Origin of the sequence: Pikeienuella piscinae (assembly GCF_011044155.1) — a bacterium.
Taxonomy (GTDB): Bacteria; Pseudomonadota; Alphaproteobacteria; order Rhodobacterales; family Rhodobacteraceae; genus Pikeienuella; species Pikeienuella piscinae.
Genome location: NZ_CP049056.1, coordinates 3,750,123 through 3,766,811, shown reverse-complemented (window position 1 = coordinate 3,766,811; position 16,689 = coordinate 3,750,123). Strand labels below are relative to the sequence as shown.

12 protein-coding genes are annotated in these 16,689 nt (G+C 67.0%); 5 read left to right on the top strand and 7 right to left on the bottom strand.

Annotation, left to right across the window (positions count from 1 at the left end; all coding sequences use genetic code 11):
• Positions 1-148 precede the first annotated feature (148 nt).
• The 5 genes from G5B40_RS17915 to G5B40_RS17895 all read left to right on the top strand — a co-directional run bounded on the left by G5B40_RS17915 (position 149) and on the right by G5B40_RS17895 (position 5,499).
• Positions 149-2,089 carry a lytic transglycosylase domain-containing protein gene (locus tag G5B40_RS17915; RefSeq protein WP_165101547.1) on the top strand — a complete coding sequence of 647 codons (1,941 nt, stop codon included), beginning with the start codon at positions 149-151 and terminating at the stop codon, positions 2,087-2,089.
• Between the two features lie 12 nt (positions 2,090-2,101).
• A complete protein-coding gene (locus G5B40_RS17910) occupies positions 2,102-2,791 on the top strand; it encodes a haloacid dehalogenase type II (protein ID WP_165101544.1) in 690 nt (229 codons plus the stop codon).
• The gene (locus tag G5B40_RS17905) at positions 2,788-3,636 is read left to right on the top strand and encodes an alpha/beta fold hydrolase (protein WP_165101542.1); all 849 of its coding nucleotides are present in this window, start codon (positions 2,788-2,790) and stop codon (positions 3,634-3,636) included. Before G5B40_RS17910 ends, G5B40_RS17905 begins: the two co-directional genes overlap by 4 nt.
• Positions 3,629-4,621 carry a threonine ammonia-lyase gene (locus G5B40_RS17900; RefSeq protein ID WP_165101539.1) on the top strand — a complete coding sequence of 331 codons (993 nt, stop codon included), beginning with the start codon at positions 3,629-3,631 and terminating at the stop codon, positions 4,619-4,621. The genes G5B40_RS17905 and G5B40_RS17900 overlap by 8 nt, the downstream gene beginning before the upstream one ends.
• Positions 4,622-4,686: 65 nt before the next feature.
• Complete coding sequence (locus G5B40_RS17895; protein WP_165101536.1) at positions 4,687-5,499, top strand: DMT family transporter; 813 nt, start codon at positions 4,687-4,689, stop codon at positions 5,497-5,499.
• 650 nt (positions 5,500-6,149) lie between these two features.
• On the opposite strand, the gene G5B40_RS17890 is transcribed toward G5B40_RS17895, so the two are convergent.
• From G5B40_RS17890 to G5B40_RS17860, 7 genes are all read right to left on the bottom strand, one after another.
• The gene (locus G5B40_RS17890) at positions 6,150-8,639 is read right to left on the bottom strand and encodes a GcvT family protein (protein ID WP_165101533.1); all 2,490 of its coding nucleotides are present in this window, start codon (positions 8,637-8,639) and stop codon (positions 6,150-6,152) included.
• Positions 8,640-9,305: 666 nt separating this feature from the next.
• Positions 9,306-9,710, bottom strand: coding sequence for a F0F1 ATP synthase subunit epsilon (locus G5B40_RS17885; protein WP_165101530.1), 405 nt, complete (start codon positions 9,708-9,710; stop codon positions 9,306-9,308).
• A 22-nt stretch (positions 9,711-9,732) separates the two neighbouring features.
• Complete coding sequence (gene atpD / locus G5B40_RS17880) at positions 9,733-11,154, bottom strand: F0F1 ATP synthase subunit beta (RefSeq protein ID WP_165101528.1); 1,422 nt, start codon at positions 11,152-11,154, stop codon at positions 9,733-9,735.
• A gap of 20 nt (positions 11,155-11,174) precedes the next feature.
• A complete protein-coding gene (locus G5B40_RS17875) occupies positions 11,175-12,056 on the bottom strand; it encodes a F0F1 ATP synthase subunit gamma (protein WP_165101525.1) in 882 nt (293 codons plus the stop codon).
• Positions 12,057-12,083: 27 nt separating this feature from the next.
• Complete coding sequence (atpA, locus tag G5B40_RS17870) at positions 12,084-13,622, bottom strand: F0F1 ATP synthase subunit alpha (RefSeq protein WP_165103830.1); 1,539 nt, start codon at positions 13,620-13,622, stop codon at positions 12,084-12,086.
• Positions 13,622-14,182 carry a F0F1 ATP synthase subunit delta gene (locus G5B40_RS17865; RefSeq protein ID WP_165101522.1) on the bottom strand — a complete coding sequence of 187 codons (561 nt, stop codon included), beginning with the start codon at positions 14,180-14,182 and terminating at the stop codon, positions 13,622-13,624. The genes atpA and G5B40_RS17865 overlap by 1 nt, the downstream gene beginning before the upstream one ends.
• 269 nt (positions 14,183-14,451) lie before the next feature.
• Positions 14,452-16,641, bottom strand: a complete 2,190-nt coding sequence (locus tag G5B40_RS17860; protein ID WP_246209617.1) for a primosomal protein N' — start codon at positions 16,639-16,641, stop codon at positions 14,452-14,454.
• Positions 16,642-16,689: the final 48 nt, after the last annotated feature.

Here is a 16,689-nt window from a genome sequence, read left to right as displayed (position 1 = left end):
GGCGGGCGGACATTATACGCGGCGCGCCGCCTCCGCAAGAACGCCCGGCCCGTCCCCGGGCGTCGGCAAGGCCCGAAACGAGGCTGGCGCGGCGCGGACGGGATGATAAGGTCCGCCGCGACGATCCGCACCAGCAACGGAGCCGCCAATGTTTCGCCCCGCCGCCTTCGCCGCCATCCTGCTTATCACCGCCTCGCCCGAAGCCGCGCGATCCGACGCGGCGAGCGAGGTCGCCGCCTCGATGGCTGCGGCGGACAAACGGGACTGGGGCGAAGCGCGAAGCCGCGCCGCGGCCGCGGGCGATCCGGTCGCGCTCACCCTTTATCAATGGCGGTTGCTTTCGGCCGGCGACGGCGACTGGCGCGCCTATCGCGATTTCGTCGCGACGAATGGCGACTGGCCAAATCTCTCGCGGATCAGGGCGAAGGGCGAGGCGCTGATCCCGCCCGGCGCCTCGCTTGGCGAAATCGACGCCTTCCTCGGCGTCGAGGGAACGCAAACGGGCGCCGGCGCGCTCCGCCGGGCGGAGGCGCTCGCGGCGGCGGGCCGAAACGCCGAAGCGGACCAGGAGATCATTCGCGCATGGCGAAGCTTCTCGCTGACGCCCGGCGAGACCGCCGCGTTCCGCGCGGAGCATAGCGGCCTGATCCGGCCGCATCACGCCGCGCGGGCGGACGAACTGTTGTGGCGCGGCCTGACCGGCGAAGCGCAGGCGATGAAGCCGCTGGTCTCGGCGGATTGGGCGGCGCTGATAGAGGCCCGGGCCCGCGTCCACGCCATGGGCAATGGCGTCGACGAAGCCATCGCCGCGGTGCCCGCGTCACTCGCAAACGATCCCGGCCTCGCATGGGAGCGATTCCGCTGGCGGATGAAGAAGAATCTCTATGACAGCGCCGGCTCTCTTCTCCAGTCGCGCACCGGAAGCGTCGACTCGCTCGGCCGCCCAGAGGTCTGGGGCCACCGCCGCCGGCTTCTGGTGCGCAGGCTCTATCGGCAGGGGCGCTTTGTCGACGCCTACAACCTCGCCAATCAGAACCACATGGTCGGCGGCTCGGATTACTCCGATCTCGAATGGCTTGCGGGCTGGATCGCGCTCCGGCGGCTCAACGATCCCGGCAGGGCGGCGACGCATTTCAGCCGTTTCATCGCCGCGGTGGAGACGCCGATCAGCCTCGGGCGGGGATATTACTGGCTTGGCCGGGCTTATGAGGCCGGCGGGGACGAGTCCGGGGCGATGCGCGCCTATCGAACCGGCGCCCAGCATCAGACCAGCTTCTACGGCCAGCTTGCGGCGGAACGCGCCGGCGTGCCGACCGATAGCGCGCTCGCGGCCGGACCGGATGGCGACTGGCGGCGCGCCAGTTTCGCCGGACGCTCGATCGTCCGCGCCGCGCAACTCCTTTCCGCCGCCGGCGACCGGCGCCGCGCGCACTGGTTCCTGACCCATCTCGCCTCGACCCTCTCCACCTATGACGACCTCGCCGGGGCCGCCAATCTCGCGATCACGCTGAACCGGCCCGACGCCGCTATCCGGATCGGTAAGATCGCGGCGCGAAAAGGCCATGTCCTGAGGGGCGATTACTATCCCGTCACCGAACTCGCGCGCTTCAACGCCGGCGTCGAGCCCGCGCTCGCCATGGCGATCGGCCGGCAGGAGAGCGAGTTAAACCCCGAAGCGATCAGCCCGGCCGGCGCGCGCGGACTGATGCAGGTGATGCCAGCGACCGCAAGAAAGGTCGCAGGCTGGATCGATCAGCCCTATTCGCTGGCGCGGCTGACAGGCGACTGGCGTTATAACGCGACGCTAGGTCAAACATATCTCGCACGGCGACTGGAGCAGTTCGGCGGCTCGGTGGCGATGGCGGCGGCGGCCTATAACGCCGGCGCCGGCCGCGTGGACCGGTGGATCGCCTCCTATGGCGATCCGCGCACCGGCGCCATCGACTGGATCGACTGGCTGGAGACGATCCCATTCGACGAGACCCGCAACTACGTCCAGCGCGTGCTGGAGGGGTTGCAGATCTACCGCAGCCGCATAGCCGGCCAGCCGGTCGCCTTCCGGCTGAAACAGGATGCGCTCGGGCGCTGAGAGGATGTTCCGATGACGATCACGACCTGCGTATTCGACGCATACGGCACGCTCTTCGACGTGACCGCGGCGGCGCGGGCCGCAGCCGGCGAACCCGGACGCCAAGGCTTCGCCGCAAAATGGCCCGCCATCGCCGCCACATGGCGGCTGAAGCAACTTCAGTACAGCTGGCTCCGCGCCGTGGCCGACGCGCATGTGGACTTCTGGGAGGTGACGCAGAACGGCCTCGACTACGCGCTGGCGGCGGAAGGGATCGACGACCCCGAGCTTCGCGAGCGGCTCCTCGCGCTTTACTGGGAGTTGTCCGCCTTCGCCGAGGTTCCCGCAATGCTCTCGACGCTGAAGGCTTCGGGCTTCGCCACCGCGATCCTGTCCAACGGTTCGCCGGAGATGCTGGGAGCGGCGATCAGGAGCGCCGGGCTCGGCGCGCTCCTCGACGCCGTGCTTTCGGTGGAAAGCGTCGGCGTCTTCAAGCCGCATCGCAGGGTTTATGATCTGGTCGGCGAGAAATTCATGACCAGGCCCGAGAACGTGCTCTTCGTTTCCTCGAACGGCTGGGACGCCGCCGCCGCCACGGGTTACGGTTTTCAGACCGTCTGGGTGAACCGCGCGGGCGAGCCGGAGGAACGGCTGCCCTGGCGCCCCCGGACGACACTTGAAGATCTCACCAGGATTCCGGAGCTGGCGCAGGCCGGACGATGAAGCGCTTTCGCACCGCCGACGGGTTGCAACTCGCCTATCGGGATGAGCCGGGCGGACCGGGCGCCCCTCTCCTGTGCCTCGCGGGGCTGACCCGTTCGGGTCGTGATTTCGACCATTTCGCAACCGCGATGAAAGCGCGGCGGCGACTCATCCGGCTCGACTGCCGGGGGCGCGGCGCATCGGATTTCGACCCGGATTTCAGCCATTACAACGCGATGGTCGAGGCCGGCGACGCGCTGGCGCTACTCGATCATCTCGACGTCGAACGCGCGGTGGTCGTCGGCTCCTCGCGTGGCGGCATCCTCGCGGCGATGATCGCGACGACACGGCCCGAACGGCTCGCGGGCATCGTTCTGAACGATGTCGGCCCAGTGATCGAGGCGGACGGGATCGCGAAGATCATCGGCTATCTCGGCATCCCGCCCGAGGCGAAGACGATGACGGAGGCGGCAGCGGGCCTCAAGGCGCTGTTCGGCGCGGCCTTCACCGATGTCGATGCGGGCTTCTGGTCCGACTGGGCGGAGCGAAGCTATGTGGTGACGGCGGAAGGGCTGACGCTCGCCTATGATCCGAAGCTGCGCGACGCGACGCTGGCGCAGGTCGCCGCGGCCGGCCCGGAAGGCGGTGATCTCTGGCCTCTCTTCGCGGCGCTGAAGCCGATACCGACACTGGCGCTCCGGGGCGCGAACTCCGACCTCCTGAGCGCCGCCACCCTGGTCGAGATGGCGGCGCAAATACCCGCCCTCATCACCGCCGAGATCCCCGGCCGCGGCCATATTCCCCGGCTCGACGAGCCCGCCGCGCTCGAAGCGATCAACGGTTTTCTGGACGGGCTCGATGACTGATTCGGTCGGCATCGCCGAAATCCGCGCGGCTGCGCGCCGCCTGGAGGGCGCGGCGCGGGTGACGCCGCTTCTGGAATCGGACACCCTCAACGTCATCGCAGGGCGCCGTGTGCTGGTGAAGGCTGAATGTCTGCAAAGAACCGGCAGCTTCAAGTTCCGCGGCGGCTGGAGCGCGCTCTCCGCGCTCGACCCTGCGGCGCGCGCGAAGGGAGTCATCGCCTTCTCATCGGGCAATCACGCGCAGGGCGTCGCCCTCGCTGCGAAGCTGCACGGCGCGCCGGCGGTGATCATCATGCCATCGGACGCGCCACAGGCGAAGATCGCAGGCGCGCGCGGCTACGGCGCTGAAATCGTCCTATACGACCGTCGGTCGGAGGATCGCGACGCGCTCGGCGCCACCCTCGCGGCGGAGCGCGGGCTGACGCCGATCAAACCGTTCGATGAGCCGATGGTGATCGCCGGGCAAGGAACGTGCGGGCTGGAGATTGCGGCGCAAACGGCGGCCGTCGGAGTGGCGGAAGCGGATGTCGTGATCTGCTGCGGCGGCGGCGGCTTCACCGCCGGAGCCGCGCTGGCGCTGGAGGCCGCGGCGCCCAGGCTTCGCGTGCGCCCGGCGGAGCCCGCCGGCTTCGACGACGCCGCGCGCTCTCTTCGCTCCGGACGGCGTGAGCGGAACGACGGCGTCGGTAGCTCGATCTGCGACGCCATACTCACGCCGCAGCCGGGCGAGCTGACCTTTCCCGTCATGCGCCGCCTTTGCGGGCCTGGCCTCGTGGTCGGCGACGAAGAAGCGCGCTGCGCCATGGCGACCGCCTGGAAGCATCTGAAAATCGTCGCGGAGCCCGGCGGCGCGGTCGCGCTCGCCTCGGTGCTTTTCCGGCGCGAGGAGATCGAGGGCGACGCGGTGATCTGCACGGTCTCCGGCGGAAATGTAGACCCCGGCGTCTTCGCCGCCGCGCTGTCGGATTACGGAGACGCGCCCTGAGACCCGCCACGATCGACAGCGCCGACTACCGACGCGGCGTCATCACGGTCGCGTTCGGCGCGCTGATGTATTCGCCGGACAGCCTGCTTTTGCGCCTGATGGCGATGGAGCAATGGCCGACGATGTTCTGGCGCGGGCTGATCGGCGGCTGTGCGGTCACACTCGTCCTGATCCTCATGTATGGCCGGGGCTATCCAGCGAAGATATTGGCGCTTCGCGGCTATGGTCTCGCCTTTGCAACCGCTTTCGTCGCCACATCGTTCTGCTTCATTTTCGCGGTGCGCGAAACCAGCGTCGGCAATACGCTCTTCATCGTCTCGACCTCACCGGTCTTTTCCGCGTTGATTTCCTGGGCGGCGCTCGGCGAACGGCCGGACCGGCGCACCATCCGCACGATAGCGATCGCGCTCGCCGGCATCGCCCTGATCGCCTTCGGCGGCGCGAACGAAGGCGGTCCAGACTCCCTGATCGGAGACCTCGCCGCGCTCGGCGCCGCGTTCTTTCTCGCCTCGTCCTTCGTGATTTCACGGAGCGTGCGCCCGCTCGACATGACGCCGATGCTTGGCCCCGCGGCGCTGATGAGCGCGGTGGTGGCCAGCGTTTTTGTCGCCGATTTCACCGTCCCGGCGGCGGCGCTCCCGCCGCTCCTCGCAATGGGCCTGCTGGTCATGCCCGTCGCGACGTGGTGCCTCACCATGGGACCGCGGCATATACCGGCTGTCGAGGTGAGCCTTCTGATGCTGATCGAAGCGGTGATCGGCCCATTGCTCGTCTGGTGGGCGCTCAGCGAATATCCAGGCGACACGACGCTGATCGGCGGCGCGATGATCATCTCCGCACTCGCCTGGTCCAGCATAGAAAGGCTCCGCCGCCGGTGATTCGCGCTAACGTCTGCCGGCAATTTCTCAACAAAAACGTCAGTTTTTCTTGTTTTACAGCCCCTGTCACGCGCGAGTCACGCCCGCCAATTGATTATCGCGGCATCGGGCCAGAAAAGGCCGAAGGGGTTTTACTCGCTTATTGTGATCTGATCGGGCCGCCGCGCGTCGGCGGCGTCGGCGGAATTGCGTTCGCTGGCGGCGTCATCAGACAGGCGCACGGCGTCGGGGGAGGCCTCGCGCGCCGGATCGAACTGAGACGTGGGGCGTTGCTCCCGCGCACCCCCCGGTCTCGGCCGGGGGGTTTTTCTTCGCGACGCCGGAATCCGCCGCCGATGTACAATAGATCACTCGATTTGACGCTGGCGCGCGACCGGTCTCACGCGCAGGTCACGGCGCGCGGGTAGGACTCCTCTCATCGGAACATTGATCCCGACTGAAATATCGCAGTTCAGATGATCATTGGACGGCGGGCCATCTCTTCGGCACCGGACGAGCGCAGTTTCGTTTGCGTCGTCCTGACCGAGGCGCCGGAAAGATCCCGCCGGACAGGAGGGGGGAGCGCCCCCGCCTGTTCCGCCTCGCAGTCCGTCGCTCTTCGGGGCGAACTCTCTCTCACTGACCCCCGGCGCCTCCACGCCGGGGGTTTTTTAACCGTTCATGCGGATCGCGGCGTTCGTCGGGTCATAGGGGCTGTCCTCCACAACTTCCGCGTCCCAGAGCGCGCGGAACATGCTGACCTTCAGCTTCGTTCCGACCGCCGCGAGATCGGGCCGCACGTAACCGATTCCGATCTGCTTGCCGAAATGCACGGAATAGCCGCCGGAGGTGAGGCGGCCGACCGTCTCGCCATCGAGTGAGAGCGCCTCACGGCCCCAGGGATCGGCGTCCTCCGGTCCGTCGATCAGAAGCGTCACGCATCGGGCGCGCACGCCGGTCGCCGCCATCGCCTCCTTGCCGCGAAAGACCTTCTCCATATCAACGAACCGGTCGAGCCCGGCCTCGAGCGGCGTCGCGTCGCGGCCGAGATCGGATCCGAAGGCGCGGTAACTCTTTTCCTGTCGGAGCCAGTTCTGCGCCCGCGCCCCGCAGAGCTTCATGCCGTGTTTCGCGCCAGCAGCGACGAGAAGATCGAAGAGATGGTTCTGCATCTCGATCGGGTGATGGAGCTCCCACCCCAACTCGCCGGTATAGGCGACGCGGATCGCCTTCACCGGAACCATGCCGAGGTCGATGTTCTTCGCCGAAAGCCAGGGGAACGCCTTGTTTGTAAGCGCGGTCGCCGGGTCCGCGTCGACAATGATCTCTTTCAGGATATCGCGCGCGCGCGGCCCCGCCAGCGCGAAGACACCCCATTGGGACGTGACGTCCTGCACCTCGATCCAACCGAGATCAGCGCGCTTCGCCGCCGCCTCCTTCACCAACCAATCATGATCATACGCCTGCGCGGCGCCGGCGGTGACAACGTAATATTCATCCTCGCCCTCGCGCACTATGGTCAGCTCCGTCCGGATCGTGCCGGCCTCCGTCAGACCGTAGGTGAGGTTGATCCGCCCGATCCGCGGCAGCTTGTTGCAGGTCAGCCAGTCGAGGAACGCCGTCGCGCCCGGACCGGCGATACGGTGCTTGGTGAATGCGGTGGCATCGAAGAGCCCGGCGCGCTCGCGCGCCGCTTTCGCTTCCTCAACCGCATATTTCCACCAGCCGCCACGGCGGAAGCTGCGGCTGGCATGGTCGTCGAACCCTTCGGGCGCGAAGTAGTTCGGCCGCTCCCAACCGTTCACCTGCCCGAACTGCGCCCCGGCCGCCTTCATTCGCTCGTAACAGGGCGCGGTGCGAAGCGGGCGGGCCGCCTCGCGCTCTTCGTCGGCATGGTGAAGAATGAAAACGTGCTCGTAGCATTCTTCGTTCTTGCGCCGCGCGTACTCGCGGTTGACCCAGCGTCCGTAGCGGCGCGGGTCGAGCGACCACATGTCGATCTCCGCCTCGCCCTCCGTCATCACCTGCGCAAGATAGTGGCCGGTTCCGCCGGCGGCGGTGATACCGAAGGAGAACCCCTCCGCGAACCAGAAATTCTCCACCCCCGGGGCCGGGCCGACCAGTGGGTTTCCATCCGGCGTGTAGCAGATCGGGCCGTTGAAATCGTCCTTGAGACCGGCGTTCTCGGAGGAGGGCAGCCGGTGAATCATCGAGAGGTATTCCGTCTCGATCCGCTCGAGATCGAGCGGAAAGAGATCGGCGCGGAATGTTTCCGGCACGCCAAACTGGAACCGCGCCGGGGCGCCGCGCTCATAGGGGCCGAGAATCCACCCGCCGCGCTCTTCCCTCACATACCATTTCGCGTCGGCGTCGCGGAGGACAGGATGCTCGCCATTCGCCTTGCGCCATTCCAGCAAGGCCGGATCTGGCTCGGTCACGATATACTGGTGCTCGACCGGCATCGCCGGGATGTAGCAGCCGACCATCGCCGCCGTCGCCTGCGCGTGGTTTCCCGTCGCGGTGACGACGTGCTCGCAGGCGATCTCGAACGTCTCGTCGGAGGTGACAAGATTGCCGCCCTTCTCGACCATCTTCGCCGCTTTCACCACCCACTCGTCGCCGCGCCGTTCGAACCCCGTGACATGGGCGCGGCGAATGATCTCCACCCCCCGCTGGCGGGCGCCCTTAGCCATCGCCTGCGTCACGTCCGCCGGGTTGATGTAACCGTCGGTCGGATGAAAGATCGCCCCTTTCAGATCATCTGTTCTGACCAGAGGCCATCGCGCGCCGATCTCCTTCGGCGTCAGCCATTCGAAGGGGATGCCGACGCTCTCCGCCGTCGCCGCGTAAAGCGCGTATTCGTCCATCCGCGCATCGGTCTGCGCCATGCGCAGATTGCCAACGACCGAGAATCCGGCGTCGAGCCCGGTCTCGGCCTCCAATTCCTTGTAGAATTTTACGCTGTAGTCGTGGATGTGGCTCGTCGCGTAGGACATGTTGAAGAGCGGCAGCAATCCGGCCGCATGCCAAGTCGAACCGGAGGTCAGTTCGTCCCGCTCCAGCAGCACGACATCGGTCCAGCCCGCCTTCGCCAGATGATAAGCGATGGAGGCGCCGACAGCGCCGCCTCCGACGACGACGGCGCGGGCGTGGGTTCTCATCCTAGGCTCCTCGGTCGGTCCGTGCGTTCCTCGGTCGGAAGATGCGTCCAGTCCGGCCGCGGCGTTGGCGCGTGCGCGACGCCTTTCGGCCTGATTCCGTCTACGTCCTGTGCGACAGGCACATGACGCGCGATACGCCGCGCCACGAACACCTATCCATGTGCGCTTGAGAGAGGTTCGCGCCGTGAGATCATCCAGTCGGTTCAGCCCGCTTGACCCGGTGGAGATCCAGGCGCCGCTCGAGGCTCAGATCGATTGACCGCAACTCCGGCATCGGCCACCCGAACGCCGGGGCCGAACAACCCCAATCTCGCCGGTTCTGGCGCAAATTCGGATTTCGACGGGTTATCCCCACATTGCCGGCGTCATCGCCGCATCGCGATTCGCGATCAGAGGACGAATATGACTGGCAAGGCTCATCTGCGCCGGAGTACGCGTTCTCAACGGGTTCGCATCTTCCGCGGTAGGGGTGTTCTACGGGGCCGGCGCCCCTCGGCTCCTGAGCAATCCGGGGCGGCTTCACGCCTTTTGCGCGTCGTGGGCCAGGCGACGGCCTCTTTCGTCGTATCTCTGCTCAAGGACGCCAACCGATCGCCGGCATCAAAAGACCGCCCCCGCCGAATGGCGAAGGGCGGTCATTTTTCGTACCGCCAATTGTCCGAAATTTCAGAACATATGTTCGACGGCTGTGAGGAGGTCGTTCAGCCGTTGGCTCGCGGTTCGTTGGCCATGATGATCCTGGCTGTCGATCTCGTCAAGCTCGGCGCGCGCCTTCGTGATCCGCTCATCGAGAAACTCGCGGTCCAACTCGGCGCGCGCGAGAGTTTCCTCGGCGAGGATTGCGACGCCCTCAGGCGTGATCTCGGCGAAGCCGCCGGTGACGAAGTATTCGCCTTCCGCCTCACCGCCGGTCACGGTCAGGACGCCGGGGCGGAGCGTCGTCAGGAACGGCGCGTGGCCGGGCAGCGCGCCGATATCCCCTTCCATGCCGGGGATCGTCACCATGTCCGCCTCGCCCGCCGCCAACCGGCGCTCGGGCGAGACCAACTCGAAGTTCATCTTGTCGGCCATCTCAGCCTCCCTGTCGGCGCGATCAGGCCGCGTCCGCGGCCAGCCGTTCGGCCTTCGCGATCACGTCGTCGATGTCGCCAACCATATAGAACGCCGCCTCCGGCAGGTGATCGAACTCACCGGCGCAAACCCGCTTGAACCCGTCGATGGTCTTTTCCAGCGGCACCTGAACGCCCGGCGAGCCCGTGAAGACCTGCGCGACGTCGAAGGGCTGCGAGAGGAAGCGCTGCAGCTTCCGGGCGCGCGCCACCGCCAGCTTGTCCTCCTCGGAAAGCTCGTCCATGCCGAGAATGGCGATGATGTCCTGCAGCGCCTTGTAGCGCTGGAGAATTTCCTGAACATTACGCGCGACGGCGTAATGCTCTTCACCGATCACGGCCGGGTCGAGCAGGCGCGAGGTCGAGTCGAGCGGATCGACCGCCGGGTAGATGCCCAACTCCGAAATGGCGCGCGAGAGCACCGTCGTCGCATCGAGGTGGGCGAAGGATGTCGCGGGCGCCGGGTCGGTGAGGTCGTCCGCCGGCACGTAGATCGCCTGCACCGAGGTGATCGAGCCCTTGTTGGTGGACGTGATCCGCTCCTGCAGCGCGCCCATGTCGGTCGCCAGCGTCGGCTGGTAGCCGACCGCCGAGGGAATGCGGCCCAGAAGCGCCGAGACCTCGGAGCCCGCCTGGGTGAAGCGGAAGATGTTGTCGACGAAGAAGAGAACATCGGTGCCGGACTGGTCGCGGAACTGCTCGGCCAGCGTCAGGCCGGTCAGCGCGACACGGGCGCGCGCGCCCGGCGGCTCATTCATCTGGCCGTAGACGAGCGCCACTTTCGATTCGGTCAGGTTGTCCGGCACGATGACGCCCGATTCGATCATCTCGTGATAAAGGTCGTTCCCCTCGCGCGTCCGCTCGCCGACGCCGGCGAAAACCGAGTAGCCCGAGTGCACCTTGGCGATGTTGTTGATCAGCTCCATGATCAACACCGTCTTGCCGACGCCCGCTCCACCGAAGAGGCCGATCTTGCCGCCCTTCGCGTAGGGCGCGAGAAGGTCGACGACCTTGATGCCGGTGGCCAGAACCTCCGACTCGGTCGACTGATCGACATAGTCGGGCGCCGGCTGGTGGATCGGACGACGCTCTTCGGTCTCGACAGGGCCGCCCTCGTCCACCGGTTCGCCGACGACGTTGAGAATCCGGCCGAGCGTGCCGTCGCCGACAGGCACGGAGATCGGGGCGTCGGTGTCATTCACTTCCCCGCCGCGCACGAGCCCCTCGGTCGCGTCCATGGCGATGGTCCGCACCGTGTTCTCGCCGAGATGCTGCGCCACTTCGAGCACCAGCCGCTGGCCGTTATTGTCGGTCTCCAGCGCGTTGAGGATCGCGGGCAGATGGCCGTCGAACTGCACGTCGACGACGGCGCCGATGACCTGGGTGATCTTGCCTGATTTCGCCATGTTCTCTCTCTCCGAGCGGGTCAGAGCGCCTCGGCGCCCGAAATGATTTCAATAAGTTCGTTGGTGATCGCGGCCTGGCGCGATCGATTGTACTGGATCGTCAGCTTGTCGATCATCTCGCCGGCGTTGCGGGTCGCGTTGTCCATCGCCGACATCCGCGCGCCCTGCTCGGAAGCGGCGTTCTCGAGGAGCGCGCGAAAGATCTGCACCCCGAGATTGCGCGGCAGAAGCTCCGCGAGGATCTCATCCTCGTCAGGCTCGTATTCATAGGCCTTGGCCGGGCCGGCGTCTTTGTCGTCGCTCGCTTCGACCACCGCCGGGATAAGCTGCTGCGCTGTCGGCACCTGGCTGATGACCGACTGGAAACGGTTGAAGAAGATCGTCGCCACGTCGAATTCGCCGGCGCCGAACCGCTTCAGGATCTCAGCGGCGACGCCGCGCGCATCGCTGAAGCTGACGCGCTTCACCTCGGTCATATCGACATGGTCGATGAAATAATCGCCGTATTTCCGGCGTAGCTGCTCACGACCCTTCTTGCCGATGGTCAGGATCTTTATCGTCTTGCCGGCGGCGATCAACTCGTCCGCCTTTTGCTTCGCGAGGCGAACGATGGAGGAGTTGAATCCGCCACATAGCCCGCGCTCGGCCGTCGCGACGATCAGCAGATGCACCTTGTCGTCGCCGGTTCCGGCCATCAGCTTCGGCGCGTTGGCCGCCCCAGCGGTGGCGCGGGCCAGATTCTCCAGCACCTCGTCCATACGCTCGGCGAACGGGCGCGCGGCCTCCGCCGCCTCCTGCGCCCGGCGCAGCTTGGCGGCGGCGACCATCTGCATCGCCTTGGTGATCTTCCGGGTCGACGTGACCGACGCGATCCGGTTCTTCAGTACCTTGAGGTTCGCCATCGGGCGCTATCCCCCTCCGGTTTTTGCTCAGGCGAAAGTCTTCGCGAAATCGTCGACGGCGGCCTTGATCTTTTCCTCGATCTCGCCCGCGATCTTCTGATCGTTGTCGCGGATCTCGTTCAGGAGATCCTGATGCTCGCCGCGAAGATGCTCCAGCAGCCCGCGTTCGAACGGGCCGACCTGATCCACCCTGATCTCGTCGATATAGCCCTTGGTGCCGGCATAGATGACGCAGACCTGTTCGGCGTTGGTGAGCGGCGAGTATTGCGGCTGCTTCAGAAGTTCGACCAGCCGAGCGCCGCGGTTAAGAAGCCGCTGCGTCGCCGCGTCGAGATCGGAGCCGAACTGTGCGAAGGCCGCCATTTCGCGATACTGCGCCAGCTCCAGCTTGATCGAACCGGCGACGGATTTCATCGCCTTGGTCTGCGCCGAAGAACCGACGCGGGAGACCGAGAGACCGACATTCACCGCCGGCCGGACGCCCTGGTAGAACAGCTCGGTTTCAAGGAAGATCTGGCCGTCGGTGATCGAGATGACGTTGGTCGGGATGAAGGCGGAAACGTCGCCGCCCTGAGTCTCGATGATCGGCAGGGCGGTGATCGAGCCGGCCCCGTTGTCGTCATTGAGCTTCGCCGCGCGCTCGAGAAGCCGCGAGTGAAGATAGAACACGTCGCCCGGATAAGCCTCACGCCCCGGCGGACGACGCAGCAGAAGCGACATCTGGCGATAAGCGACAGCCTGCTTAGAGAGATCGTCATAGATGATCAGCGCGTGACGGCCGTTGTCGCGAAAATGCTCCGCCATGGCGCAGGCCGAATAGGGCGCGAGAAACTGCAGCGGCGCCGGGTCGGACGCGGTGGCGGCGACGACGATGGAGTATGCCAGCGCCCCGGTCTCCTCCAGCTTCTTCACAAGCTGCGCGACGGTGGAGCGCTTCTGCCCGATCGCGACATAGACGCAATAGAGCTTCTTCGATTCATCGTCGCCGGCGGCGTCGTTCACCGATTTCTGGTTCAGGATCGCGTCGAGCGCGACGGCGGTCTTGCCGGTCTGGCGGTCGCCGATGATCAGCTCGCGCTGGCCGCGGCCGATCGGGATCAGCGCATCGACGGCCTTGAGCCCGGTCGCCATCGGCTCATGCACCGATTTCCGCGGAATGATGCCGGGGGCCTTCACCTCCGCGCGCGAGCGTTTGGAGGCGTTGAGGGGCCCCTTGCCGTCGATCGGATTGCCGAGCCCGTCCACAACGCGGCCCAGAAGCTCGTCGCCGGTAGGCACGTCGACGATGTTGCCCGTGCGCTTGACGGTGTCCCCTTCCTTGATCGTCCGGTCGTCGCCGAAGATCACGACGCCGACATTGTCAGCCTCGAGGTTCAGCGCCATGCCGCGGATGCCGCCGGGAAACTCGACCATTTCGCCGGCCTGGCAATTGTCGAGGCCATAGACGCGCGCGATGCCGTCGCCGACGGAAAGCACCCGGCCGATCTCGGCCACTTCCGCGTCCTGTCCGAAATTCTTGATCTGCTCTTTCAGGATCGCGGAGATCTCAGCAGCCTGGATGCTCATCATCCGACCTCTTTCATAGCGGTTTCAAGGGAGGCGAGGCGCGAGCGGATCGAGGTGTCGATCATCTTCGAGCCCACCTTGACGACGAGACCGCCGATTAGCGCCTCGTCCACGGTGACGTCGAGCGCGATGTCCGCGCCCGCGAATTTCTTGATAACGGCTTCCAGCTCTTCTTGCTGCGCCGCCGTCAGCGGCGTCGCGGCAGTCACCTCGGCGGCGACAACGCCGCGCTTCTTGGCGAGAAGCGCGCTGAATGCTTCGATCACCTGCGGCAAGGCGAAAAGCCGCCGTTTGGCCGCCATCAGCCCGACCAGCGAGGAGACAGGCGCGCCGATCTCCATCGCCTTGCAGATCGCCGCCATCGCGGCGCCCTGATCCTCGCGCGACACGATCGGGCTTGCGATCAGGGCGGCGAAGTCGTCGCTCTCACCGATCGCGGCCTTCAGCGCGCCAAGATGGCCTTCGACGGATTCAAGCTTGTCGCTCTCCTCCGCCAACTCAAAAATCGCGGCCGCATAGCGCCCGGCGATCCCTGCGGTCGAGGCTGACCTGTCGCTCATCCAATTCCCTCGTCGTCGTCAGTTTCGAGCCGGGTGTTCCGGCCAGACGGCATGGCGATTTCTTCCCGGGCGCAGCGGCCCCCGAAGCCGCGCGTTGCCTATCATGGGCCTCGCAAGCTTTGCAATGCCCGCTGCGATCATCTTGGGGAAGCTGATCGCAGCTCTTTCAACATGTTGTGGAAAATCGGAAGGCGCCCCGCGCGGGCGGCGCAGTTTTTTTGCTGCAATGCGGGGAAACCCGAGCGATTCCCGCCCTCCGGTCGCGGGAATCAGAGAAAGCTCTGCGGATCGATATCGATGGCGACGCGCACCGCGGAAGGCGTCTTCACCGCCGCGCGCCAGCGCCGGAGCGCAGCCTGAAGCGGCGCGCCCTTCGCCACCTTCACCAACAGCCGCACCCGCGCCTTGCCGCGGATTCGTGCGATCGGGGCGGGGGCGGGGCCGAACAGTTCCGCCCCCGCCGCGCGCAGCGGCTCATCCGCCCTGGCCAGCGCCTCCGCCGTCGCCCAGACCTGCGCCTCGTTCCGACCGGACAGGATCACCCCCGCCATCCTGCCGTAGGGCGGCGCCCCGGCGCGGCGGCGCTCCGCCGCCAGTTCGTTCAGAAACGCCTCCGCGTCGCCTGAGACCAACGCCCGCATCACGGCGTGATCCGGCGCCGCCGTCTGGACCAGCGCGACGCCCGGCCGCTCCGCCCGTCCGGCGCGGCCGGCGACCTGGCGCACAAGCTGGAATGTCCGCTCCGCCGCCCGAAGATCACCGCCCTGAAGGCCGAGATCGGCGTCGATCACGCCGACCAGCGTCAGAAGCGGGAAATTATGCCCCTTCGCGACGATCTGCGTTCCGATGATCAGGTCCGCGCCGCCGGCGGCGATCCGCGCGATTTCCTCCTTGATCGCGCCGGCGGCGATGTCGGAGGAGAGGATCGCGATTCGCGAATCGGGGAAGATCTGCTCCGCCTCCTCCGCCAGCCGCTCGACGCCCGGGCCGGTGGCGGCGAGCCGGTCCTCGCGCCCGCAGGCGGGGCAAGCGGTCGGGATCGGCTCCGTCCGGCCGCACTGATGGCAGACGAGGCGCTTGCGGAAACGGTGCTCGACCATGCGCGCGTCGCAATCCCGGCATTCGAAGAAATGCCCGCAGGCGCGGCACACGGTGAGCGGCGCGTAGCCGCGCCGGTTGAGGAAGAACAGCACCTGCTCGCCCGCATCGATTCGCGCCTTGGCGGCGCGTGCAAGCGCCGGCGCGATCCAGCGTCCGGCGGGCGGGCCTTCCTCGCGGATATCGAGCAGCCGGACCTCCGGCAGTTCGGCGACGCCAAACCGTTCCGACAACTCGACACGGGCGTATTTCCCCGCCTCGGCGTTCGCCCATGTCTCCAGCGAAGGCGTGGCGGAGGCGAGCACGATCGCCGCGCCTTCGAGCGAGGCGCGCAGCACCGCCATGTCGCGCGCGTTATAGAGTGCGCCGTCCTCCTGCTTGTAGGAGCCGTCGTGCTCCTCATCCACGACGATCAGGCCTGGATCGGCGAAGGGAAGGAACAGCGCCGAGCGCGCCCCCACGACCAGCCGCGCCGCGCCGGTCGCGACGCCAACCCAGACGCGCCGTCGCTCAGCCCCGGCGATTCCGGAATGCCATTCCGCCGGGCGCGCGCCGAAGCGCCGTTCGACCCGGTCGATAAAGGCCGCGGTCAGCGCGATCTCCGGCAATAGGATCAGCGCCTGGCGCCCCTGCTTCAGACATTCGGAGATGGCTTCGAGATAGACCTCGGTCTTGCCGGAGCCGGTGACGCCCCGCAGGAGAATCGCGCTGAAGGTTCGCGCCGCGACCGCTGCGCGAAGCCGCGCCGCCGCGGCCTCCTGATCCTCCGATAGCGCGGCGGGCGCGACGGCCGGGTCGAGCGGCGCGAAGGGCCGTCCGCCGGAGCGTTCCTCCGCCACCAGCGCGCCAAGCGCAGCCATCCCCTTGACGACGCCCGCAGACACCCCGGCGAAGGCGGAAAGCTCAGCCGCAGACATGGCGCCGCCGGTTTCCGCCAGCGCAGCGAGAACGCGCTTTCGCGCCGAGGTCTCACGCGCAGCCGGCGCGCCGGGGCGATAGACGACGCGCGGGCGCGGCGGGCGACCGAGATCGGGGGCGCGCGTCGCGAGCCGCAACATGCCGCCGAGCGGCGTCAACGTGTAGTCGGCGGCGCGAGAGAGGAACGCCCGCAGCGCCGCCGTCGCCGGCGGCAGGTCGAGCCGGCGGAGCACGGTTTTCAGCTTCGCGGCGTCCGCATCTCCCGCGCCCTTCCCCCAGACCACGCCGATGACGACGTTCGGTCCAACCTCCACCTCGACGAAATCACCCGGCGCCAACGCCATGTCTGGCCCCGTCCGGTAATCATAGGCGCGTTCCACCGGCAGCGGCGTCAGCACCGCCACCAGCGCGCCCGGCGCGAAGCGTTCAGCGACGTCCGTCACGCCATTTCCCATGGCGACGCGCCGCGCCTTGCATTATGCTTCGCCCGA

Bases quoted from the DNA above. Each gene is read 5' to 3' on its own strand.
- G5B40_RS17915 (WP_165101547.1), top strand. From the start codon at position 149: ATGTTTCGCCCCGCCGCCTTCGCCGCCATCCTGCTTATCACCGCCTCG.
- G5B40_RS17910 (WP_165101544.1), top strand. From the start codon at position 2,102: ATGACGATCACGACCTGCGTATTCGACGCATACGGCACGCTCTTCGAC.
- G5B40_RS17905 (WP_165101542.1), top strand. From the start codon at position 2,788: ATGAAGCGCTTTCGCACCGCCGACGGGTTGCAACTCGCCTATCGGGAT.
- G5B40_RS17900 (WP_165101539.1), top strand. From the start codon at position 3,629: ATGACTGATTCGGTCGGCATCGCCGAAATCCGCGCGGCTGCGCGCCGC.
- G5B40_RS17895 (WP_165101536.1), top strand. From the start codon at position 4,687: ATGTATTCGCCGGACAGCCTGCTTTTGCGCCTGATGGCGATGGAGCAA.
- G5B40_RS17890 (WP_165101533.1), bottom strand. From the start codon at position 8,639: ATGAGAACCCACGCCCGCGCCGTCGTCGTCGGAGGCGGCGCTGTCGGC.
- G5B40_RS17885 (WP_165101530.1), bottom strand. From the start codon at position 9,710: ATGGCCGACAAGATGAACTTCGAGTTGGTCTCGCCCGAGCGCCGGTTG.
- atpD (WP_165101528.1), bottom strand. From the start codon at position 11,154: ATGGCGAAATCAGGCAAGATCACCCAGGTCATCGGCGCCGTCGTCGAC.
- G5B40_RS17875 (WP_165101525.1), bottom strand. From the start codon at position 12,056: ATGGCGAACCTCAAGGTACTGAAGAACCGGATCGCGTCGGTCACGTCG.
- atpA (WP_165103830.1), bottom strand. From the start codon at position 13,622: ATGAGCATCCAGGCTGCTGAGATCTCCGCGATCCTGAAAGAGCAGATC.
- G5B40_RS17865 (WP_165101522.1), bottom strand. From the start codon at position 14,182: ATGAGCGACAGGTCAGCCTCGACCGCAGGGATCGCCGGGCGCTATGCG.